Below are 18,494 nucleotides of genomic sequence, written 5' to 3' on the forward strand. Positions count from 1 at the left end.
GATCATTCAGTTGGAGCGGACGCGGCTCCAGCCAGGCCTCATCGAGCAGGCTCTCTCCCGGTGGGCTGCCATCGCAAGGGCACCGCGAGATCAGTTCCCCTCACCGTTCAGCGACCGATGCGGTGTACCCGACTGCTGTCCCGAGCCAGCGGACGAGCGAGACCTATTGGAGCTCGCTATCTGCGCGCTTCCCAAGAAGAGCGCTCGGGAGCTCCGCACCATCGTGGAGCCTCTGGATAGGAGAGTCCTCAAACGTCCGGACGCCGCGCCCTACCGCGATCCACCACACCGTTGGTGGCAGACCGCCTTCTGACCAACCTCAAAAACGGAAAGGCCGCCTCACCTTGGACCAGAGGTGTGAGTGTCTAACTGCGTGACAACGCCCACGGACAGCGGCGGACAAGCTCGGACGTCTGCGGACCATCGCAGCAGGTGAGCAGAAGAACTGCCCAAGGCCGCACCCACCCAAGCTGCTTCGAGACGAAGAGGTCGTGGGTTCAAATCCCGCCACCCCGGCAGCTTAAAACGCAGATAAGAGGGCCCAGTGTGCAAGTTGCGCTGGGCCCTCTGACGTTGCTGCGTGTCTGGGACGTCGTCTCAGTTGGTGCAGTGGTGGTAGGAAATGAGCGTGCTGGCGATGCTGGCCTGGGCAGTTGGAAGGTTCGATGCCGCGGTGGAGCCAGTTGCGTAGGTGGTCAAGGGCGTAGCGTTTGTTTGCGTGCGGCTTGGCCGGGGGGCGGGGCCTTGGGCCGTAGTGGGAGCGGATCGGTGGGATGTCGCGCATCAGCGGGATCAGGGCCTGGCTGTTGTGCGGGGTGGCTCCGCAGATGCCCTACGAGATCGGCGGGCCGTTGCTGTCACAGGTGGCGTGGATCTTTGACCCTCGCTTGCCGCGATCGGTCGATCGGTCGGATTCGGTCCGGTCGAAGGGCCCCTCCCCTTTGACTGCCCGGACTCTGACCGAGTCGATCGTGCACCGCTACCAGTCCGGATCGGCGTTCGCGCCGAGCCGGTCCAGCACCACGCGGGGCGACTTTGCGCATATCCGGGCCTGGACCAGCCAGTAGAGCGCCGGTGGACCGTTTGTCAGGGGGCGCCGAAAACCGGCGGTGGCTGCCGCCGGGTGCGGCCCGACGTGGCGAGGGAGATGATCGCGGCCAGGACCGCGCGGTCGTCACGCCGTCGCCGGCCCCGGCCGCCCGCCCCGGGCACGCGCGGCGGCTCTGGTGCCACGTCCTGGGGTCTCCCACAGTCCGTCCGGTGCCCGCTGCTCAACTAAGCCCACGCAAGAGCAACCCAGGTGCCTACCACCCGCATGATCTTCTACCCTGTGCCGAGGCGGCTGAGCAGGGGGATCGGCGATGAGTATGTACTTCGACACCGGTGACGCGACGCTGTGGAACCCGTCGAACGGTGCCGGCCGCCTTTTCCTGCGGCAGGTCGAGGTCTTCGAGGCCGAGCTCAAGCTGGCCTCGGGAATCGGGCAGGGCAAGTATTGGGGCGACCCGGACACGCTCGAGGTCGATCCGGCCGTGTACGCGGAGTTCGTACGCGGTCTGGTCGTCTGGCACTGCCGGACAGGGCACTCCGTGATCCTTGCGCTCTCCGAAGGGTTCGTGGCAGCGGCGGTCGCGCTCGCGCGGCGCGCGGGAATCGAGGTGGAGATGCCCGAACCGGGGTCCGGCCATGTGGCCGGAGGCGTCCAGCGCGACGTGCAGGTTCCCAGCAATTCCCGGACCGCGTCAGCCACCGTCGTCACCGCGCTGGACACCCGGGCGCGGGAGATGGACCGTTGGATGGCCCGCTGAGTTGGTGTACTCAAGACCGGCCCTTGCCGACCCAACGCCCTGGACCAGCTTGCCGTTTCTGTCTCTTGCCCGCCCCAACTGGGAAATTCTTTTAGCGGTGTCCTCACAGGTGATCGCATTGTCGGCTACGGACGACGGGGGTAACGGCACTGCCCCGAAGGTCGAACACCCGGAGCAAGACGCTCACCCAGGAGGACATCCGTGCTGATGTCCACTCCTGCTGAAGACTTGGATCCGAGCGGACAGCACACGTCGTACCAGTGCTGGGCAGCCGCCTACCCAGTGCACGAGGCCGACTGCATTGTTCTGGGAGTGCACGCAGCCGCGAGCCCGCGACTTGCGTTGCGCTGGCTTCGTGAGCGGACGGGCGGCATAACCGACCAGCTCGACGCCGCATACGCGCAGCCTGGCCGTCATTGGCTCACGGACGAGGCCGAGCATGAACGGGCCCTCGCGTACCTGACCGCAGGAACGGCCTACCAACTCGCCCTGCACGACGAGAACACGCGCTACGTACTCGTGATCTACCCGTCGGAGGCTGTCCGATGAAGGAACTCGTCGTCCAGGGCTAAAGGTGCGAATGCTGGACGGCGGTGGCGACGCCGGTGCGCGGAGCGAGGACCTCGCCGTTCCCTCAGCAAGCCTGGACTTCGATGCCGGAGGCCTTCGGCCTTCTTCGCAGTGGCAGGTCGCCGGGCAGTGGCCAACGCCGTAGGGATCATGGGATGGCCCCGGCGCAGGCGGTGTCCAGTTCGTCGGGCTCACCGGTGCGACTGGCGGCACTCCGCTTGGCTGAGGGACGTCGGCTGAGGGACGTCGGTTCCGGCGGGCCACCGGTGTCCGGGGAGAGGCGGGATCGGACGAAGCGGACCAATTCCGCCCATCGCTCGCTCTGTTGTCCGGGAAATCCCCCGGGATTGTCCTTGATCGGTAACGGACGCATCCTGTGGCTGCCGATCCTCGTCCTGTCAGGTGGTCGCGAGGTGGCCAAGGGGTTGGCGAGGAACTGCGTGAAAGCGGGGCGGACATGGCACGGCATGGCGGCGGGCGAGGCTGGTACAGCAAGGTGCTCGGCGCGGCGCTCGGGGTGGCGTTGCTCGGCGCCGGCACCTCGATGTGGACCGCGCAGGCCGGTGCCGTGGGCGGCTCGTCGCCGAAGGCGACCGCGTCGGCCACGCCGGGCAGTGACGTCAAAGCCGTCGCGGTGACCATCGCGCACGCCTCGGACCTGGGGGAGCGCGGCGTCAACATCACCATCGACGACGGCCCCGACCCCGTGTGGACCCCGCAAGTGCTCGACGTGCTGCGGGAGTACGGGGTGAAGGCCACGTTCTGCATGGTGGGGACGCAGGCGCAGGCCCACCCGGACCTCGTGAAGATGGTGGTCGCGGCCGGGCACCGGCTGTGCGATCACACGGTGTCGCACGACACCACCATGGACAAGAAGTCCCAGGCCTACCAGTCGCAGCAGATCCTCGACGCCGAACGCATGATCACCGAGGCGTCCGGGGGCGTACGGCCGATGTACTACCGGGCGCCCGGCGGGGCCTTCACCCCGTACAGCCGTACGCTCGCCGCCTCCCGCGGCATGCGCCCGCTGGGCTGGAACGTGGACACCAAGGACTTCGAGCTTCCGGGCACGGACGCCATCGTCGCCACCGTCGAGCGGGAGTTGCCCAACGGGCCGACGCTCCTCTTCCACGACGCGGGAGGCGACCGCTCCCAGACCGTCGAGGCCCTGCGCCGGATCCTCCCCCAGCTCAAGGAGCAGGGTTACGCCTTCGGCTTCCCGGTGCGCTGAGCCCCGGGTGATGAGTGTCCAACTGCGTGACACGCCCGTACAGATCGCCTGCCAGTGGCCGGTCGGCCGGCCCGTACATGCCGCACCGTTCGGTACCGGTCCCTCCCCACGTGGGGACCGGTACCGAACGGTGCGGGCGAGGTCGATCCGTGCCGGGGTGCCGTGGTGGCGTACCGGCGCGGATCGAGGAGTGGGGCGGGCCGCTGGTCGGCGCGAAGGCGGTTCGGGTGGGAACCGCTTCGCGGGACTCCTGGGCCCCTGCGGCGAGGGCGTCGCCGTCGTCTCCTCAGTCCAAGGGAAGTTGACCGAAAACATGCAGCGTCATGAGGTGCTCTCCGAGCGCTGTGCTGGTGGCCTGTCCGGGCGGCGCGAGGTGGTTTCGTCGGTGCATCGCGATCCTGCCAGTTGTGGCCGCCGGGGAGGAGGTTCCGGTACCGGAGCGATTACTTAGCCGCAGGTCAGCCGTATAAGGTGAGTTTTCCGGTCCGGATGTTCAGGTGCGCGGGAAGTAAGGGGTGGAGGCCTTGAGTTCCGACTCAGGGGCACGCACGGCCTTCGCGGAGCGTCTCGCGCTGCTGTACAAGGAAGCCGGCAATCCTCCCCTCAGTCGCGTGGCCGAGGCGGTCGTACGGCTTCAGCGGATCGACGAAAAAGGGCGGCCCGTACGGGTGTCCGCCCAGCGCATCAGTGACTGGCGACGGGCCAGGAACGTGCCTGCCCAGTTCGCCGCCCTCGCCGCGGTGCTACAGATCCTGATCCCCGAAGCACGGCGCTCGCGGCCCGCGCCGGTGTCCCCGGGGCTGTACGAACTGGCCCAGTGGCAGCGGCTGTGGGAGCAGGCGGTGGCCAACCCCGTCGGCGACCGCCCCTCGGCGGCCGTGGCCTCGGCTGAGGAGGATGAGCAATCCGGCGTCGAAGCCCCGACCGGCGCCGGCGTGTGCCCGTACCGGGGGCTGGCTTCGTACCGTCAGGAAGACGCCCGATGGTTCTTCGGCCGCGAGCGGAGTACGGATGCCCTCATCGCTCAGCTCAGCGCGGCGGAGGACACGGGTGGCCTGGTCATGCTCGTGGGTGCCTCGGGGGCGGGTAAGTCCTCCCTGCTGAACGCCGGTCTGGTGCCCGCGCTGCGGAACGGCGTACGGGGCGACGACAACAGCCAGGCAAGGGTGGTTCTGCAACTCGTGCCGGGAGGCGATCCCCTCGCGGAGCTGACCGGCCGGATACCCGAGCTCGCGCAGGTCGTCTCCGCCACGGAGGAGCCGACGGCCGAGGATCCCACCAAAGACCACACCAAAGACCACGCCAAGGACCCCTGTACTCCCCGATTCGCGCACGGCGTACGGGAGGCCGTCACCGCATGGGCCCGACGCGAGGCGTCGTTCGGCGGCCGTCCTGTCCTCATCGTGGACCAGTTCGAGGAGGCGTTCACCCTCTGCTCCGACGAGGCGCACCGGCGCGCCTTCATCCAGGTCCTGCACGCCGCGTGCTCGCCCGCCGAGCCCGCCGATCCCACCGATCCCGGTGACCCGGCCCCCGTGCTCGTGGTCCTCGGCATACGCGCCGACTTCTACGAGCAGTGCCTCAGGTATCCCGAACTGGCCGACGCGCTGCAGCACCGGCACATGGTGCTCGGGCCGCTGGCCACCGCGGAGTTGCGCGAAGCGGTGACCGGCCCGGCCAAGGCCGTGGGGCTGGAACTCGAACCGGGGCTCGCGGAGCTGATCGTCCGGGAACTGAGCGCCGACGGCCCCCGCGGGACGCACGACGCGGGGGTGCTGCCGCTGCTCTCCCACGCCCTGCTCGCCACCTGGCAGCGACGGAAGGCGGGACGGCTCACGCTGGCCGGCTACCGCGCGGCGGGCGGCATCCAGGGAGCGGTGGCGGCGACCGCCGAGCGGGCCTGGTCCGGTCTCGACCCGGCGGCACGCACGGCCGCGCGGCTGCTCCTCCTTCGGCTGGTCCGGCTGGGCGAGGACACGCAGGCGACCCGTAGGCGGGGGACGCGGCGTCAACTGGCGGAGGAGTCGACGGATCCCGGCAAGACGGAGGAGTCGCTCGAAGCGCTGGTTCGGGCCCGGTTGGTGACACTCGACGCGGAGACCGTGGAGATCACCCATGAGGCGCTGCTCCACGCCTGGCCGCGCCTGCGCGACTGGATCGACGAGGACAAGAACAGCAACCTGCTGCGCCAGCGGCTGGAGGAGGACGGCAGGGCCTGGGAGGGTTCGAGCCGCGACACGTCACTGCTCTACCGGGGTTCCCGACTGGAACAGGCCCGTGCCTGGGCGAAGTCCGCCGGAGACACCTTCCTGACCCGGAGCGCGGTGGAGTTCCTGGCCGCCTCGGTCAGGCTGCGCAAGCGCACGGTCTGGATCGGCCGTGGCGCGGTGTCGGCCCTGGTCGTCCTGGCGGTGCTGGCCGTCGGTTCGGCGGTGGTCGCGTGGCAGCAGCGGAACGACGCGGTGTTCGAGCAGGTGGTCGCCGAAGCCGATCGCGTCCAGTACACGGACCCGTCGCTGTCCGCTCAACTCGACCTGGTGGCGCACCACTTGCGGCCCGGCGACGAGGGTGCGAACAACCGGCTGATCTCGATCGTGAACGCACCGCTGGCCACCCCGCTCCTCGGCCACACCGGCGCCGTCTACCTCACCTCGTTCAGTCCGGACGGGCGGACCCTGGCCACCGCCAGCTACGACAGGACCGTACGGCTGTGGGACGTATCGGACCCGACGCACCCCAAGCAGCTGGGCAAACCCCTTACCGGTCACACGAGTTGGGTGAGCAGCGCGGTGTTCAGCCCTGACGGACACACCCTCGCCAGCGCCTCCGACGACGGCACGATCAGACTGTGGAACGTGCGGGATCCTGGCCACCCGCGTGCGCTCGGTGCGCCCCTGACCGGCCACGGCGGCACGATCTACCTGCTCGCCTTCAGCCCGGACGGACAGACGCTGGCCTCCGCCAACGAAGATCACACCGTACGGCTGTGGAACGTGCGCGACCCGGGGCGCGCGAAGGCGCTCGGTGAGCTGACCGGTGCTGCGGCCGCCGTACGCTCTGTGGCTTTCAGTCCCGACGGACGGACGCTGGCGGCCGGCGGCGACGATGACGCGGTCAGGCTGTGGGACATGGCCGATCCGCGGCAGCCGAAGCGGATCGGCAAGGTGTTGACCGGTCACACGGACCTGGTGCACTCCGTGGCGTTCAGCCCCGACGGCCGTACGCTCGCCAGCGGCAGCGCGGACAATACGGTCCGGCTCTGGAACGTCGCCGACCCCCGTCATGCCGCCCAGCTCGGCGCACCTCTCACCGGCCACACCAGTCCCATCTGGTCGGTGGCCTTCAGCCCCGACGGAACGATGATCGCCGCGGCGAGCGCGGACAGTACGGCGAGCCTGTGGAACGTCAGCGACCCGGCGTACCCGTCGCAGGTCGGCGAGCCTCTCGCGGGGAGCAGTGGCGAGATGTACGCCCTGGGCTTCAGCCCCGACGGCCGTACGCTCGCCACCGGGAGCGGTGACAGCAAGGTCCGCCTGTGGTCGATCCCGACGTCGGACATGATCGGCCGGATAGGCGCCTTCCGCCCGGACGGTCAGGTGCTGGCCACGGCCGCGCGCGACGGAAGGGTCCGGCTGTGGAAGGTGGCGCCCCCCGACCGGCCGGCGTCACTGGGCGACGCGATCACGCCCGCGGAGACCGAGGTACGTTCACTGGCGTTCTCCCCCGACGGCCGCACCCTCGCGGTACTGACGGCAGGCGCCGTGCAGCTGTGGGACGTCACCGACCCGGCCCGCCCTGTCTCCTACGGGTCGCCCGTCGAACTGCGGACACGGTTCGCGGGCCCCGACACGCTGGCCTTCAGTCCGGACGGGCGCATGCTGGCAACCGCCTACGAGGACCGCACCATTCAGCTCTGGGACGCCGCCGCCCCGTCCCGCCTTCTCCCGCTCGGCACGCCGCTCGCCGGCCACAAGGGCTACGTCAACTCCCTCGTCTTCAGCCCGGACAGCAGCACTCTCGCCAGCGGCAGCGCCGACGACACGATCCGGCTGTGGAACGTGGCCGACCCCCGCCACGCCGCCCAGCTCGGCTCACCTCTCACGGGACATCTCGGACCCATCAACGCGCTCTCCTACAGCCCGGACGGCCATACGCTGGCCAGCGGCAGCGACGACGACACGGTTCGGCTCTGGAACATCACCGACCCCCTCAAGGCGACCCGGCTGGGCTCGCCGCTCACCGGTCACACCGAAGCCGTCGTGTCGCTGACGTTCAGCCAGGACGGCCACACCCTGGCGAGCGGCGGCAACGACAACACGGTCCGGCTCTGGAACGTCGCCGACCCGTCCGAGGCCTCTCCCATCGGTCAATCGATGAGCCCCAACGCCAAGACGGGCAATTTCTTGTCGTTCAGTCCCAAAAGCCACATGCTCGGAGTATCGAGCGGCGCCGATACCGTCCGGCTCTGGAACCTCGACGTCGACGAGGCAATTCGCCGTATCTGCTCGACTACTCGTGGTGTTCTGACATCGGCGAAATGGCACGAGTATCTGCCTCGCCTCTCGTACGATCCCCCGTGCGACCAGTAGCGGAGCCGCACCGGCCACCGCACCGGGAGACCGGCCGCGCCACGTGATCCCGATCACAACTCACCGTTACAGCTGGGCAGTCGGCTCCCGCCGCCGAATCAGCCTTGTTAGACTTGGGTTCGACCCGATCGCTGGTGCATCCCCCGTCTCCAGCGGTCGGGTTCTTTCATGTCTCGTTCCGCCGTGTCTCGTTTCGCCATGCCTCGTTCCGCCATGTCGACTTATTCCGTGCCGGCTTCTTCCCTGTCGACCATGAATTTCGCTATCGGTCGCTATCGGTCGCCGGTCCGGCCCCGATCGAGCATGGCACCGATCAATTTCAGAACGAATCTCCGTAAGAATTCAGCCTCAGCGTGAATTTTTCCACTCGTCGGGCCGTCTTGAAGAGGTCATAGGCTGACGCCTGAGTCAGAGCCGCTCTTCACCACTCCCCCGGAAAGGTGGTGACCGCTGCCGTGAGCGGGCGCATCATCATCGTCACCGCCGTCCACGGGCCCTCGGCCCACTTCTTGCCGGAGGCCTACAAGTCGCTGTGCGAACAGGCGCTCCCGGACGGCTGGGAGTGGCACTGGGTGATCCAGGAGGACGGGAAGACCGACGCCGTCGCCCCGTACGTGCCCGAGGACGACCGCGTGACCTTCCGCCAAGGCCGCCAAGACCGTCCCGGCGGCCCTGGCGTCGCCCGGACCATCGCCCTCGCCCATGCCGACGGCGAGTACGTCAAGGTGCTGGACGCCGACGACCAGCTCGCTCCGGGCGTCCTCGCCCGCGATCTGACCGCCCTGGAAGGTGACCGCACCATCGGGTGGGCGACCTCCCGGGCCCTGGACCTCCTTCCCGACGGCTCCACCACCGGCTTTCCGGGCGACCCGGGCCACGGGCCGATCGAACGCGGGGCCGTGCTCGACTTCTGGCCGTCGAACGGTTTCCGCGCGCAGGTGCACCCGGCCTCGCTCTTCGCACGGCGTGACCTGGTGCTCGCGCTCGGCGGGTGGATGGCGTTGCCGGCATCCGAGGACACCGGTCTGCTCCTCGCGCTGAACGCCGTCAGCCGGGGATGGTTCTCGGAGGAGGTCGGACTTCTCTACCGCAAGTGGGAAGGGCAGGCGACGGGCCAGACCTCGCACGTCGACCCCGCCGAACGAGAAGCTCGTATGGCTGTCGTGGAGGCGAGGGCCAGAGCGTTGGCCTCCTTCGGCTGGCGCTATCCGGTCCCCGACTGAGCGGACCCCCCGACCGCGCGGCCCTCCAACTGACCCGACCGCCGAATGCGCGCACGGACCACGCACGTCCAGGCCGGAGGGGAAGCCGCCCTCCTTCAGACCAGCACCTCGACATCAAGTCTGGAGAAGATCAAGTCGCTCTCGCCGAGCAGCGGCCCCCGCCAGCGCACCGGAACACGAGGCGTGCCACTCAGCGCACGCGGGTAGCTCTGCGGGGCGTAGTCGTTCTCCATGCGGTACACGTGGAAGCCTGCGCCGACCATCGTCTTCATCAACTCATCTGCCGAGTCGCCGAGTTGAGCCATCCGATCAGGCGTGACCTCGATCGAGATCTCCGCATCCGGCCGGAGCTTGTCCAGGATGGGCGCCAGGCCGCGGACGACCTTTCCTTCCGCGCCTTCCACATCGATCTTGATCACCCGGGCCTTGGCGACCTCTGAGGCATCAAGCAGCTCAGGCAGCGGACATGCCTCGATCTCGAACGTGGATTCCGCCGGGCCGTCATAGGGAACGATGCTGTTCGCCCCCATGTTGCGCGAGCTCGCCAGCACGAACGTCAGCGTCTGGCGGCTGTCCGAGACTCCGGCGTTGACCGCGCGAAGGTTGCGGCACTCATTGAGCCGGGCCTCCTGCAACAGCCGTTGGTGGAACACCGGCGAGGCCTCGATCGCGACCACCTGGCCCTCCTCACCGACGAGTTGCGAGGCCAGCACACTGAACACACCGATGTTGGCTCCGACATCGATGAAACCGTCACCCGGCCTCAACCGGCTCTGGAGCCAGCTCGTCATGTGCGGTTCCCACACTCCGAACAGATACAGGTACCGCTGGATCAGGTCCTGGGTGTCGACGGCGAACCGGGCACCGAACCGCGTCTCCACGACCCGTCGGCGCGGGTGCTCCCTCAGGTGCGGATTGAGAAAACGCGCGGCAAGGAGCGCCTTGCCGAACGAGCCCGGAGCGCCACGCACATACCCGCGACCGACGGTGACCAGGGCCTCCGAAATGGGGTTGCTCATCCGCTCGCCTCTCCGCCGGTCCGGCGGAAACCGTAGCGCGTGGCTCCTCGGTTACTTCTTCGGCTCCTACTCAGCCTCAGTCTCAGTCTCAGTCTCAGTCTCAGCGATGACGATGGCTTGGGACGGACACCAGTCGGCCGCCTCGCGGACCTGTGGATCGTCACCGCTGTCCTCGTGGCCGGGCAGGACCGATCCGTATCCGGGGTCCACCAGAGCGAAGACGGCGGGGACCCGGTGGGCGCAGTCGCCGGAGCCGTAACACACCTCGCGGTTGACGGAGACCTTCATTCGCACTCCAGTTGCAAGAGGGCGCCGTCCCTCGGAGCGGGCCGACGAGCGGGTCGGAAGCCAGGAGACTTCCGACTTCCCCACTTGACTGCCCGCCTTGACCGCCCGCCAGACAACCAACTGAATCGACGGCGCCCCGACGTCTACTTGCCCTGGTCAAACGGGAGTTGCAGCATCCGGATGGCGTTCCCCCGCAACAGCTTGTACGTCACCTCTTCGGAGAGCCCGGCCACGTGGTCCGCCGCCACCTCCTTCGTGTGCGGCCATGTCGAGTCGACGTGCGGGTAGTCCGTCTCGAAGGTCGCGTTGTCCACGCCCACGGTCTCGATCGACGCGATGCCGTGCTTGTCGCGGAAGAAGCAGCAGAAGATCTGCCGGTAGTAGTACGTCGAGGGAGGCTCCGGGATCAGGTCCTTCACCCCGCCCCACGCCCGGTGCTCCTCCCAGACGTCGTCGGCGCGCTCCAGGGCGTACGGGATCCAGCCCATCTGGCCCTCGCTGTACGCCAGTTTGAGGCGGGGGAACTTCACCAGGACACCGGAGAACAGGAAGTCCATCATCGACGCCATCGCGTTGTTGAAGCTCAGCGAGGCCTGGACGGCCGGCGGTGCGTCCGGCGACGCCGCCGGCATCTGTGACGACGAGCCGATGTGCATGTTGACCACGGTCCCGGTCTCCTCGCACACCGCGAAGAACGGGTCCCAGTAGCCGGAGTGGATCGACGGAAGCCCCAGGTACGTCGGAATCTCGCTGAAGGTCACCGCCCGCACGCCACGGGCCGCGTTGCGCCTGATCTCCGCGACGGCGAGGTCGATGTCCCACAGCGGGATGAGGCACAGCGGGATCAGCCGCCCGCCGCTGTCGCCGCACCACTCCTCGACCATCCAGTCGTTGTAGGCGCGGACGCACGCGAGCGCGACCTCCTTGTCCTTGGCCTCCGCGAAGGTCTGCCCGCAGAACCGCGGGAAGGTCGGGAAACAGAGCGAGGCCTCCACGTGATTGAGGTCCATGTCCTCCAGGCGCGCCTTCGGGTCCCAGCAGCCGCGCCGCATCTGCTCGCGCGTGATCCCGTCGAGAGTCATCTCGTCCCGCGAGAAGCCGACGGCCGCGATGATGCGTTTGTACGGGAAGACCTCGCCCTCGTACCTCCACCAGTCGGTGATCTGGCCGTTCGGGTCCGTGGTGAACCGGTACTTCCCGCCGATGTACTGGAGGTCACCGATACCGGCGGTGAAGGGCTGCGGCCCCAGGTCGCGGTACCTGCTCGGGAGCCACGTCTCGAAGAGGTGCGCGGGCTCGATCACGTGGTCGTCCACGCTGATGACCCTGGGGAGATCCCCGGTGCCGCTCTCGGTACTGACCACGACTTACCCCCTGCTGCCTGTCGAATCCTCGACTCGTATCTGACGGGTATCTGATGAGTATCTGACGGTCCATCAGATTCACGAATTCAGGCTAGGCGACCACTCCCACGGCAGGCAAGAGCAAGGACCTGCGCCGCCGCCGAGAAGGCGGGCCGGCTGCGGCCGGGCCAGGAGCTGCCTCGGGTGCCGACGGGTGTGCGAAGCCCCGAGGTGATGTCGATGCTGCATCTGTGACAGGGGTCCCCCTCCTCGGCAGCCCCTCCGTATCCACTGCTCAGCCCGATCCACTGCTCAGCCCTTTCGTTCGCCTCCCGTTCGGCCACGGCGTTTCTTTCCGATCATCCGAATCGTTGGTCCGGTCGTGTCCGCCCCTCCACTGCCCTGTCTGCATCCCGAGGGCATGCGAACGGAGAGCTCTGTGCGAATGACCGACATCCAGCGTTGCGAGATCCGGCCCGGATGTCTCGTGGAGTGGACGTTGCATCCAAGGGCCGTCGAGGACGCGGCCGGACTGCCGGAGGACGGTCGACCACCCGCGTATGTGCAGGAGTCGCATGTCCGGACGGCGCGAACAGTGCGAGAGGACGGGCTGTTCGTGCCCACCTGGCTGGGCACCGCGTTCGACATTCCGGGGGCGGTCGATCTCGACGTACTCGAACAGGCCTTACGGAACTGGACACTTCGGCACGAGACGCTGCGCAGCGGTTTCCGCTGGGTCGGTGACGACATGCGGCGGTTCACGCTGGACGCCGAGGCGGTCGTACTGCACCGCGAGGACGTCGGTGACTTCGCCGAAGCGGCCACGCTGACCCGGTACCTGCAGGACCGTTTCGACGTGGCGGCGGACGCACTCACCTGGCCCAACTTCATCTACACCGCGGTCGTCCGGGAGGACGGCGCGAGCGTCTACATGGCGTTCGACCACAGCAACGTCGACGCATACTCGCTCCACCGCATCGCCTCCGAGATCCACGAACTCTACGAAGCCGGCCTCGAAGGCCGCACCTTGGCCGAGGCACCGGTCGCCAGTTACGTCGACTTCTGCGCGATCGAGCGCGCGCAGGCCGACGAGATCGACGACACGCACGCGATCGTCGCCCGCTGGCGGGAGTTCATCGCCCAGTGCGACGGGAAACTGCCGGGCTTCCCCGTCGACCTCGGCCTCGACCCCGAAGGTCCTTTGCCCGCGCAGAAGTTCATGCACGAGATGCTGGTGGACGACACGGACGCGGCGGCCTTCGAGGCGTACTGCCGACCGTATGGGGGAAGCCTGGTCGGTATTCTCGCGGCCACCGCCCTCATCGTCCGCGAGATCGGCGGGCAGGAGGTGTACCGCACTGTCGTGCCGTTCCACACCCGGGCGAAGTCCAAGTGGTCGGCCTCGATGGGCTGGTACGTGGGCGGTGCGCCGATCGAGATTCCGGTGGCCCGCGCGACGGACTTCGACAGCGCGCTGGAGATGGTCCGCGCCGCGCTGCGGGAGAGCCGGCCGCTGTCGCGGATGCCCATCGCCCGCGTGCTCCACCTGCTGGGCTCCGACTTCCGGCCCACCTCCCCCGACCTGTACTCGATCGTCTCGCTCGTCGACTCGCGCGACACCCCGGGTTCGGAGCGGTGGCAGGAACTGAAGGCGTACGGGCTGATCCGGATCTCGTACGGCGACCAGGTGTGCGCCTGGCTCACCAGGGTGCACGAGGGCCTGCAGTTCGCCAGCCGCTATCCGGCCACCGACATCGCGTACAAGAACATGCGGTTGTACGCCGAGGGACTGCGGGAGCACATCGTCTCGGTCGCGCACAGCCGGGAGGAGGAGTTGACCGCCCGAGCCCGGGTCTGAGGCACCCCCGTACCGCCCTCCCCGTCCGGCACCTCCGGGGTCCGCGCCCGGGCGGGCAGTGCCTGTTGGCCCCTCATGACTCCGCCGTGCCCGTACGCTTCCCCGCCGCACGACCGGGTGGCGCGTGTACGAGCCAGGTCAGCGTGAGCATCAGGTCGAGGCGCTGGGCGGGGTCGTCGAAGAGGCTGCCGGTCAGCTCGGTGATGCGGCGGAGGCGGTAGCGGACGGTCTGTTCGTGGACACGCAGCCGCTTGCCGGTGGTGACGGCGTTGTCGCCGGACTCCAGGTAGGTGAGGAGGGTGGCGAGGAGAGGGGCCCGGCGGGCCGGGGGCAGCGCCAGCAGGGGGTTCAGGAGAGGGGTCGCGGTGGTGCCGATGAGGTCTTCAGCCCGGGCGGCGGCCAGCAGCGCCGTGTGGTCGGACGCGCGGACCGGACCGTCGGACGGGAGGATGCCCCGTTCGATGAGCAGCAGCGTGTGGCGCGCCCAGCTCAGGGAGTTCGCGGCGCCGGACGGGGCGACGGTGGGGCCGATCCCGATGCTGCCGAGTGGCGCGAGCAGGGTGTGCAGGCGTTCCCGCCCGAGGGTGTCGGGGTCGGGGACGATCAGATACGGGGCCGGCGGGTCCCAGTTCGGCAGGATGTCCGGGGGCAGCACCCGGCCGGGCGGATGTGTGCGCGATGTCGGCGGCAGCGCGATCGCCGCAAGCGTGTGGGGTACGGTCCAGCCGGCGGCCCCGGCCTGGGCGGTGAGCGCGTCGGGCGCGGGCGGGGGGTCGCGGAGCAGCAGGTCGCGCAGCCGGGTGCGGTGATGGGCGCGGTCGCTCGCCATCCGGCCCTGCTGACGGGCGTACCCCTGCGCTCCGGCGTCGGCGGCCCTGCCCAGCAGTTCGAAGAGGCTGTCGGTGAGGGTGGCGAGGGTCTCCCGCGGCCAGGAGAAGCGGTAGGCGTCCTTGATGAACCGGCGGCACACGATCTGGCCGCTCAGCCGCAGCGCGCTCTGCAACAGGTCGGCGCTACGGCCCCTGCGCGCGGCCTCGGCGCCCAACTTGGTGTAGAGCGCGCGGAGTTCGGACGTACGGAGTTCTCTCCCGCGGGCCTCGTCCCGGCTCAGCGAGTCGACGAAGTGCGCGACGGTCTCGCTGATGACCTGGTGGACCATGTGCTCGTAGTCGCCGTCCAGGGGCTGTCCGGCGCCGAGGACGTGAGTACGGACCTGGTGCTCGATCTCCGCGACGGCGTCGTGAAGGTGGGGGCGGAGCAGGTCCGACACGGTCCCTGGCACCGGCGGGGCTAACGGTAGGTAGGTCACGGAGGAAGGCTCCTGGCGTATTGAATATCCGTCAACTCACCTGAGTGACAAGCCGGGTTCCGGAAACTGTCGCCCGAGGCCAACCCTGCGGAGAAGCGACAAACACCGCCCCGAATTGCCCGCCGTCCCATACAGCGCGCCCGCCGCGCCGCTTCCACCATTCCTCTCGAACCCGCACCCCACGAGAGGAATACCCTCCATGCGATCCTCCACGAGGTCTGCTGCCGCAAGGCGCCTCGGAGTGCTGCTGACCGGCTTCTCGCTGGCCGTGGCGCTCGGCGTAAACAGCCAGGCCGGCGCGGCCGAGAACCCGTACGAACGCGGACCTGCCCCGACCGAGGCGAGTGTCACCGCCTCCCGCGGGACCTTCGCCGTGAGCCAGCTGAACGTGCCGTCCGGCAGCGGAACCGGCTTCAAGAACGGCACGATCTACTACCCGACATCCACCGCCGCGGGCACGTTCGGCGCGGTCGCGGTCATCCCCGGTTTCGTCTCCCCGCAGGCCGTGATCCAGTGGCTGGGCCCGCGGCTGGCCTCGCAGGGATTCGTCGTGTTCACGCTGGACACCTTCAACGGCACGGACCTGCCGGAGGCGCGGGGCCAGCAACTCCTCGCGGCCCTCGACCACCTCACCACGCGCAGCTCCGTGAGGGACCGTGTCGACGCCAACCGCCTTGCCGTGATGGGCCATTCCATGGGCGGCGGCGGCACGCTCAGGGCCACGGTGAGCCGGCCCAGCCTCCAGGCGGCGATCCCGCTGGCGCCCTGGGAGCCGGACACCACCTGGGAGGGCGACAGGGTCCCCACGATGATCATCGGCGGTGAGGACGACGTCATCGCTCCCGTCGCCTCGCACGCCATCCCGCAGTACACCAGCATCACGGCCGCCCCTGAGAAGGCGTATCTCGAACTCAACGGCGGGGATCATCTCGCTCCGGCGAGTGAGAGTGCGACCGTGGGCAAGTACGCGCTGTCCTGGCTGAAGCGGTTCGTCGACGACGACACCCGCTACGACCAGTTCCTCTGCCCGACGCCCGCGCCGAACGACAACATCAGCCAGTACCGGGGCACCTGCCCCAACGGCTGATCCGGCCGGCGGTACGAGGGGCATGCCGAGGTGGTGTGCCCCTCCTGCGCGGGGTCGTCGACGGCCGACCTGGTGGAACCACTCGTACAGGTGAGGCAGTCTTCTCTCCTGTGGTGAACCTTCCGTCTCAGAGCGCATCGAACGCATCGGGCACACCTGGCACACCGGGCGCGTCAACTGACGCCACCGCACACATGATTGTGTCCGGGGACGACGCCCTGGCGCACCGGCTGGCCGCCGAACTGCGCGGGGTGTACGGGGAGCAGGTGACCCTGGTCGTGCCGCCCGCCCAGCGCAGCGTGCGTCCACCTGTGGTGGGGCGGACGCGGGCCACCGCGCTGTTCGACCGGGTGTCCGCGGCGGTCAACCGGGCCGCCGGGAACGGCGATCCGGGGAACGCCCGGACGACCGAACCTCCAGGCACCGAGCGCGTGTTGGAGGCCGCCGAACTCACCGAGCCGGTGCTCTCCGACGCGGGCGTGGAGCGGGCCGCCGCGCTGGCCCTGGTCTATGACGACGACGAGACGAACATCCGGGCCGCCCTCACCGCCCGGCGGCTCAACCCGCGGATCCGCCTCGTCCTGCGCCTCTACAACCGGCGCCTCGGCCAGCACATCGAAGCGCTCCTCGACCAGGCCTCGGCGCTGGCGGCCGCCGGAGAGGGCGAGGACACCGGCGGGTTCGACGCGTCCACCACCGTCCTGTCCGACGCCGACACCGCCGCGCCGGCACTGGCCGCGACCGCCGTGGCCGGCACCAGCAAGGTCGTTCAGACGGACGGGCTGATGCTGCGCGCGGTGGAACGCCCGCCGCCCGCTCCCGGTGAGGTCGCCGATCCCGGGCTGTGCACCCTGGCGCTGCTGTCCACCACGGCCAGCGACCCCGCCGGCGCCGACGGGTCCGAGAGCAGTGGCGCGCAGGGACCCCGGCTGCTGCCCGACGAAAGGGCGATCGCCGCCGCCACCGGACGCGGAACCGTCGTACTGGAGACCGTCTCGTACTCCGGGCCCTCCTCGCCCCCGGGGCGCAGCGTCGTGCCGTTCGGCTCGCTGATGTCGCGGCGGCTGCGGTGGTCGTTCGTGGGGCTCGTGGCGTGTGTGATCGGCCTCGCGGTCGCGTCGATGATCGTCACCAGGGACCATCCGCTGCATGCGACATACCTGACGCTGCTCGACCTCTTCGCCATCAACGATCCCGCGATCGGGCGGCCGATGGGGGAACAACTGCTTCAACTCCTCACCGGGCTCGTCGGGTTGCTGCTCCTTCCGGTGCTCCTCGCCGCCGTCCTTGAGGCACTCGGCACCTTCCGCAGCGGGTCCGCGTTGCGGCGTCCGCCGCGCGGGCTGTCCGGGCATGTGGTGCTGCTCGGGGTCGGCAAGATCGGCACGCGGGTGCTGGCGCGCCTGCGTGAGCTGCACATTCCCGTCGTCTGTATCGAGGCCGACCCCGAGGCGCGCGGGCTGGCGCTGGCCCGGCGGTTGCGGGTGCCTGTGGTGCTCGGGGATGTGACCCAGGAAGGCGTACTGGAGGCCGCGAAGATCCATCGGGCGCATGCGCTGCTGGCGTTGACCAGTGCGGATACGACGAATTTGGAAGCCGCGTTGTACGCGCGGACCGTGCAGCCCGAACTGCGGGTGGTGCTTCGGCTGTACGACGACGACTTCGCGACCGCCGTGTACCGGACCCTGCGGGCCGCGCATCCGGGTGCTCTCACCCGGAGCCGGAGTGTGTCCCATCTGGCCGCGCCCGCGTTCGCCGGGGCGATGATGGGGCGGCAGATTCTCGGGGCGATTCCTGTGGAGCGGCGGGTGTTGTTGTTCGCGGCCCTCGATGTGGGCGGGCATGCGCAGTTGGAGGGGCGGACCGTGGGGGAGGCGTTTCGGGCGGGGGCGTGGCGGGTGCTCGCGCTGGACACCGACCCGAGGCCCGCGTCGTCCTCCAGGTCCCCGTCGTCGCCGTCTTCCCCGAGGTCCCCTCGGTCCTCTTCCGGGCTGGTGTGGGACCTTCCCTCCACGTATGTGCTGCGGGCTGAGGATCGGGTGGTGCTGGCGGCTACCCGGCGGGGGTTGGCGGAGTTGTTGGGGCGGCGGGCTCGGGAGCGGGCGGGGGCGTAGGGCGAAGGGGGCAGGGGGATTGGGGTGGGGGTGGAGGTGGAGGTGGGTGAGTTTC

Annotated in this window: 13 protein-coding genes and 1 pseudogene; 9 read left to right on the forward strand and 5 right to left on the reverse strand. The window is 69.2% G+C overall.

Annotation, left to right across the window (positions count from 1 at the left end; genetic code table 11):
• Positions 1-1,086: 1,086 nt before the first annotated feature.
• Positions 1,087-1,233: a hypothetical protein gene (locus AB0N66_RS07130; protein ID WP_365429835.1), complete on the reverse strand. Its 147-nt coding sequence runs from the start codon at positions 1,231-1,233 to the stop codon at positions 1,087-1,089.
• A gap of 128 nt (positions 1,234-1,361) precedes the next feature.
• Between AB0N66_RS07130 and AB0N66_RS07135 the strand changes: the two genes are divergently transcribed.
• From AB0N66_RS07135 to AB0N66_RS07160, 6 genes and pseudogenes are all read left to right on the forward strand, one after another.
• Positions 1,362-1,808 (forward strand): DUF6086 family protein, encoded by a 447-nt coding sequence (locus AB0N66_RS07135; protein ID WP_365429836.1) that lies wholly within the window; start codon positions 1,362-1,364, stop codon positions 1,806-1,808.
• Between the two features lie 76 nt (positions 1,809-1,884).
• Positions 1,885-1,992 (forward strand): annotated as a pseudogene (locus AB0N66_RS07140) (ATP-binding protein); the annotation flags it as partial.
• 128 nt (positions 1,993-2,120) lie between these two features.
• Positions 2,121-2,357, forward strand: coding sequence for a hypothetical protein (locus tag AB0N66_RS07145; RefSeq protein WP_365429838.1), 237 nt, complete (start codon positions 2,121-2,123; stop codon positions 2,355-2,357).
• A 478-nt stretch (positions 2,358-2,835) separates the two neighbouring features.
• Positions 2,836-3,609 (forward strand): polysaccharide deacetylase family protein, encoded by a 774-nt coding sequence (locus AB0N66_RS07150; RefSeq protein WP_365429840.1) that lies wholly within the window; start codon positions 2,836-2,838, stop codon positions 3,607-3,609.
• A 515-nt stretch (positions 3,610-4,124) separates the two neighbouring features.
• Entirely contained in the window at positions 4,125-8,198 is a 4,074-nt protein-coding gene (locus AB0N66_RS07155; protein ID WP_365429842.1) for an AAA family ATPase, read from the forward strand.
• Between the two features lie 455 nt (positions 8,199-8,653).
• Positions 8,654-9,421: a glycosyltransferase gene (locus tag AB0N66_RS07160; RefSeq protein WP_365429844.1), complete on the forward strand. Its 768-nt coding sequence runs from the start codon at positions 8,654-8,656 to the stop codon at positions 9,419-9,421.
• 95 nt (positions 9,422-9,516) lie between these two features.
• Here AB0N66_RS07160 and AB0N66_RS07165 read toward each other — a convergent pair whose 3' ends face one another.
• From AB0N66_RS07165 to AB0N66_RS07175, 3 genes are all read right to left on the reverse strand, one after another.
• Positions 9,517-10,440: an FkbM family methyltransferase gene (locus AB0N66_RS07165; protein WP_365429846.1), complete on the reverse strand. Its 924-nt coding sequence runs from the start codon at positions 10,438-10,440 to the stop codon at positions 9,517-9,519.
• A gap of 66 nt (positions 10,441-10,506) precedes the next feature.
• Complete coding sequence (locus tag AB0N66_RS07170) at positions 10,507-10,728, reverse strand: ferredoxin (RefSeq protein ID WP_365429848.1); 222 nt, start codon at positions 10,726-10,728, stop codon at positions 10,507-10,509.
• Between the two features lie 143 nt (positions 10,729-10,871).
• Entirely contained in the window at positions 10,872-12,092 is a 1,221-nt protein-coding gene (locus tag AB0N66_RS07175; protein ID WP_365429850.1) for an amidohydrolase family protein, read from the reverse strand.
• A 424-nt stretch (positions 12,093-12,516) separates the two neighbouring features.
• Between AB0N66_RS07175 and AB0N66_RS07180 the strand changes: the two genes are divergently transcribed.
• Positions 12,517-13,929, forward strand: a complete 1,413-nt coding sequence (locus AB0N66_RS07180; RefSeq protein ID WP_365429852.1) for a condensation domain-containing protein — start codon at positions 12,517-12,519, stop codon at positions 13,927-13,929.
• 73 nt (positions 13,930-14,002) lie between these two features.
• Here AB0N66_RS07180 and AB0N66_RS07185 read toward each other — a convergent pair whose 3' ends face one another.
• Entirely contained in the window at positions 14,003-15,199 is a 1,197-nt protein-coding gene (locus AB0N66_RS07185) for a helix-turn-helix domain-containing protein (protein ID WP_365429854.1), read from the reverse strand.
• A gap of 238 nt (positions 15,200-15,437) precedes the next feature.
• On the opposite strand from AB0N66_RS07185, the gene AB0N66_RS07190 reads away from it, so the two are divergent.
• Together AB0N66_RS07190 and AB0N66_RS07195 are read left to right on the forward strand one after the other, a co-directional pair.
• Complete coding sequence (locus AB0N66_RS07190) at positions 15,438-16,325, forward strand: alpha/beta hydrolase (protein WP_365429856.1); 888 nt, start codon at positions 15,438-15,440, stop codon at positions 16,323-16,325.
• Between the two features lie 194 nt (positions 16,326-16,519).
• On the forward strand, positions 16,520-18,439 hold the full coding sequence (locus AB0N66_RS07195) for an NAD-binding protein (RefSeq protein WP_365429858.1): 1,920 nt from the start codon (positions 16,520-16,522) through the stop codon (positions 18,437-18,439).
• Positions 18,440-18,494 lie beyond the last annotated feature (55 nt).

The organism is Streptomyces sp. NPDC093544 (genome assembly GCF_040683495.1).
In the GTDB taxonomy this organism is placed as follows: Bacteria; Actinomycetota; Actinomycetes; order Streptomycetales; family Streptomycetaceae; genus Streptomyces.

Coding starts and splice junctions, on each gene's coding strand:
- AB0N66_RS07180 (WP_365429852.1), top strand. CDS start 12,517: ATGACCGACATCCAGCGTTGCGAGATCCGGCCCGGATGTCTCGTGGAG.
- AB0N66_RS07150 (WP_365429840.1), top strand. CDS start 2,836: ATGGCACGGCATGGCGGCGGGCGAGGCTGGTACAGCAAGGTGCTCGGC.
- AB0N66_RS07135 (WP_365429836.1), top strand. CDS start 1,362: ATGAGTATGTACTTCGACACCGGTGACGCGACGCTGTGGAACCCGTCG.
- AB0N66_RS07170 (WP_365429848.1), bottom strand. CDS start 10,728: ATGAAGGTCTCCGTCAACCGCGAGGTGTGTTACGGCTCCGGCGACTGC.
- AB0N66_RS07165 (WP_365429846.1), bottom strand. CDS start 10,440: ATGAGCAACCCCATTTCGGAGGCCCTGGTCACCGTCGGTCGCGGGTAT.
- AB0N66_RS07195 (WP_365429858.1), top strand. CDS start 16,520: ATGATTGTGTCCGGGGACGACGCCCTGGCGCACCGGCTGGCCGCCGAA.
- AB0N66_RS07190 (WP_365429856.1), top strand. CDS start 15,438: ATGCGATCCTCCACGAGGTCTGCTGCCGCAAGGCGCCTCGGAGTGCTG.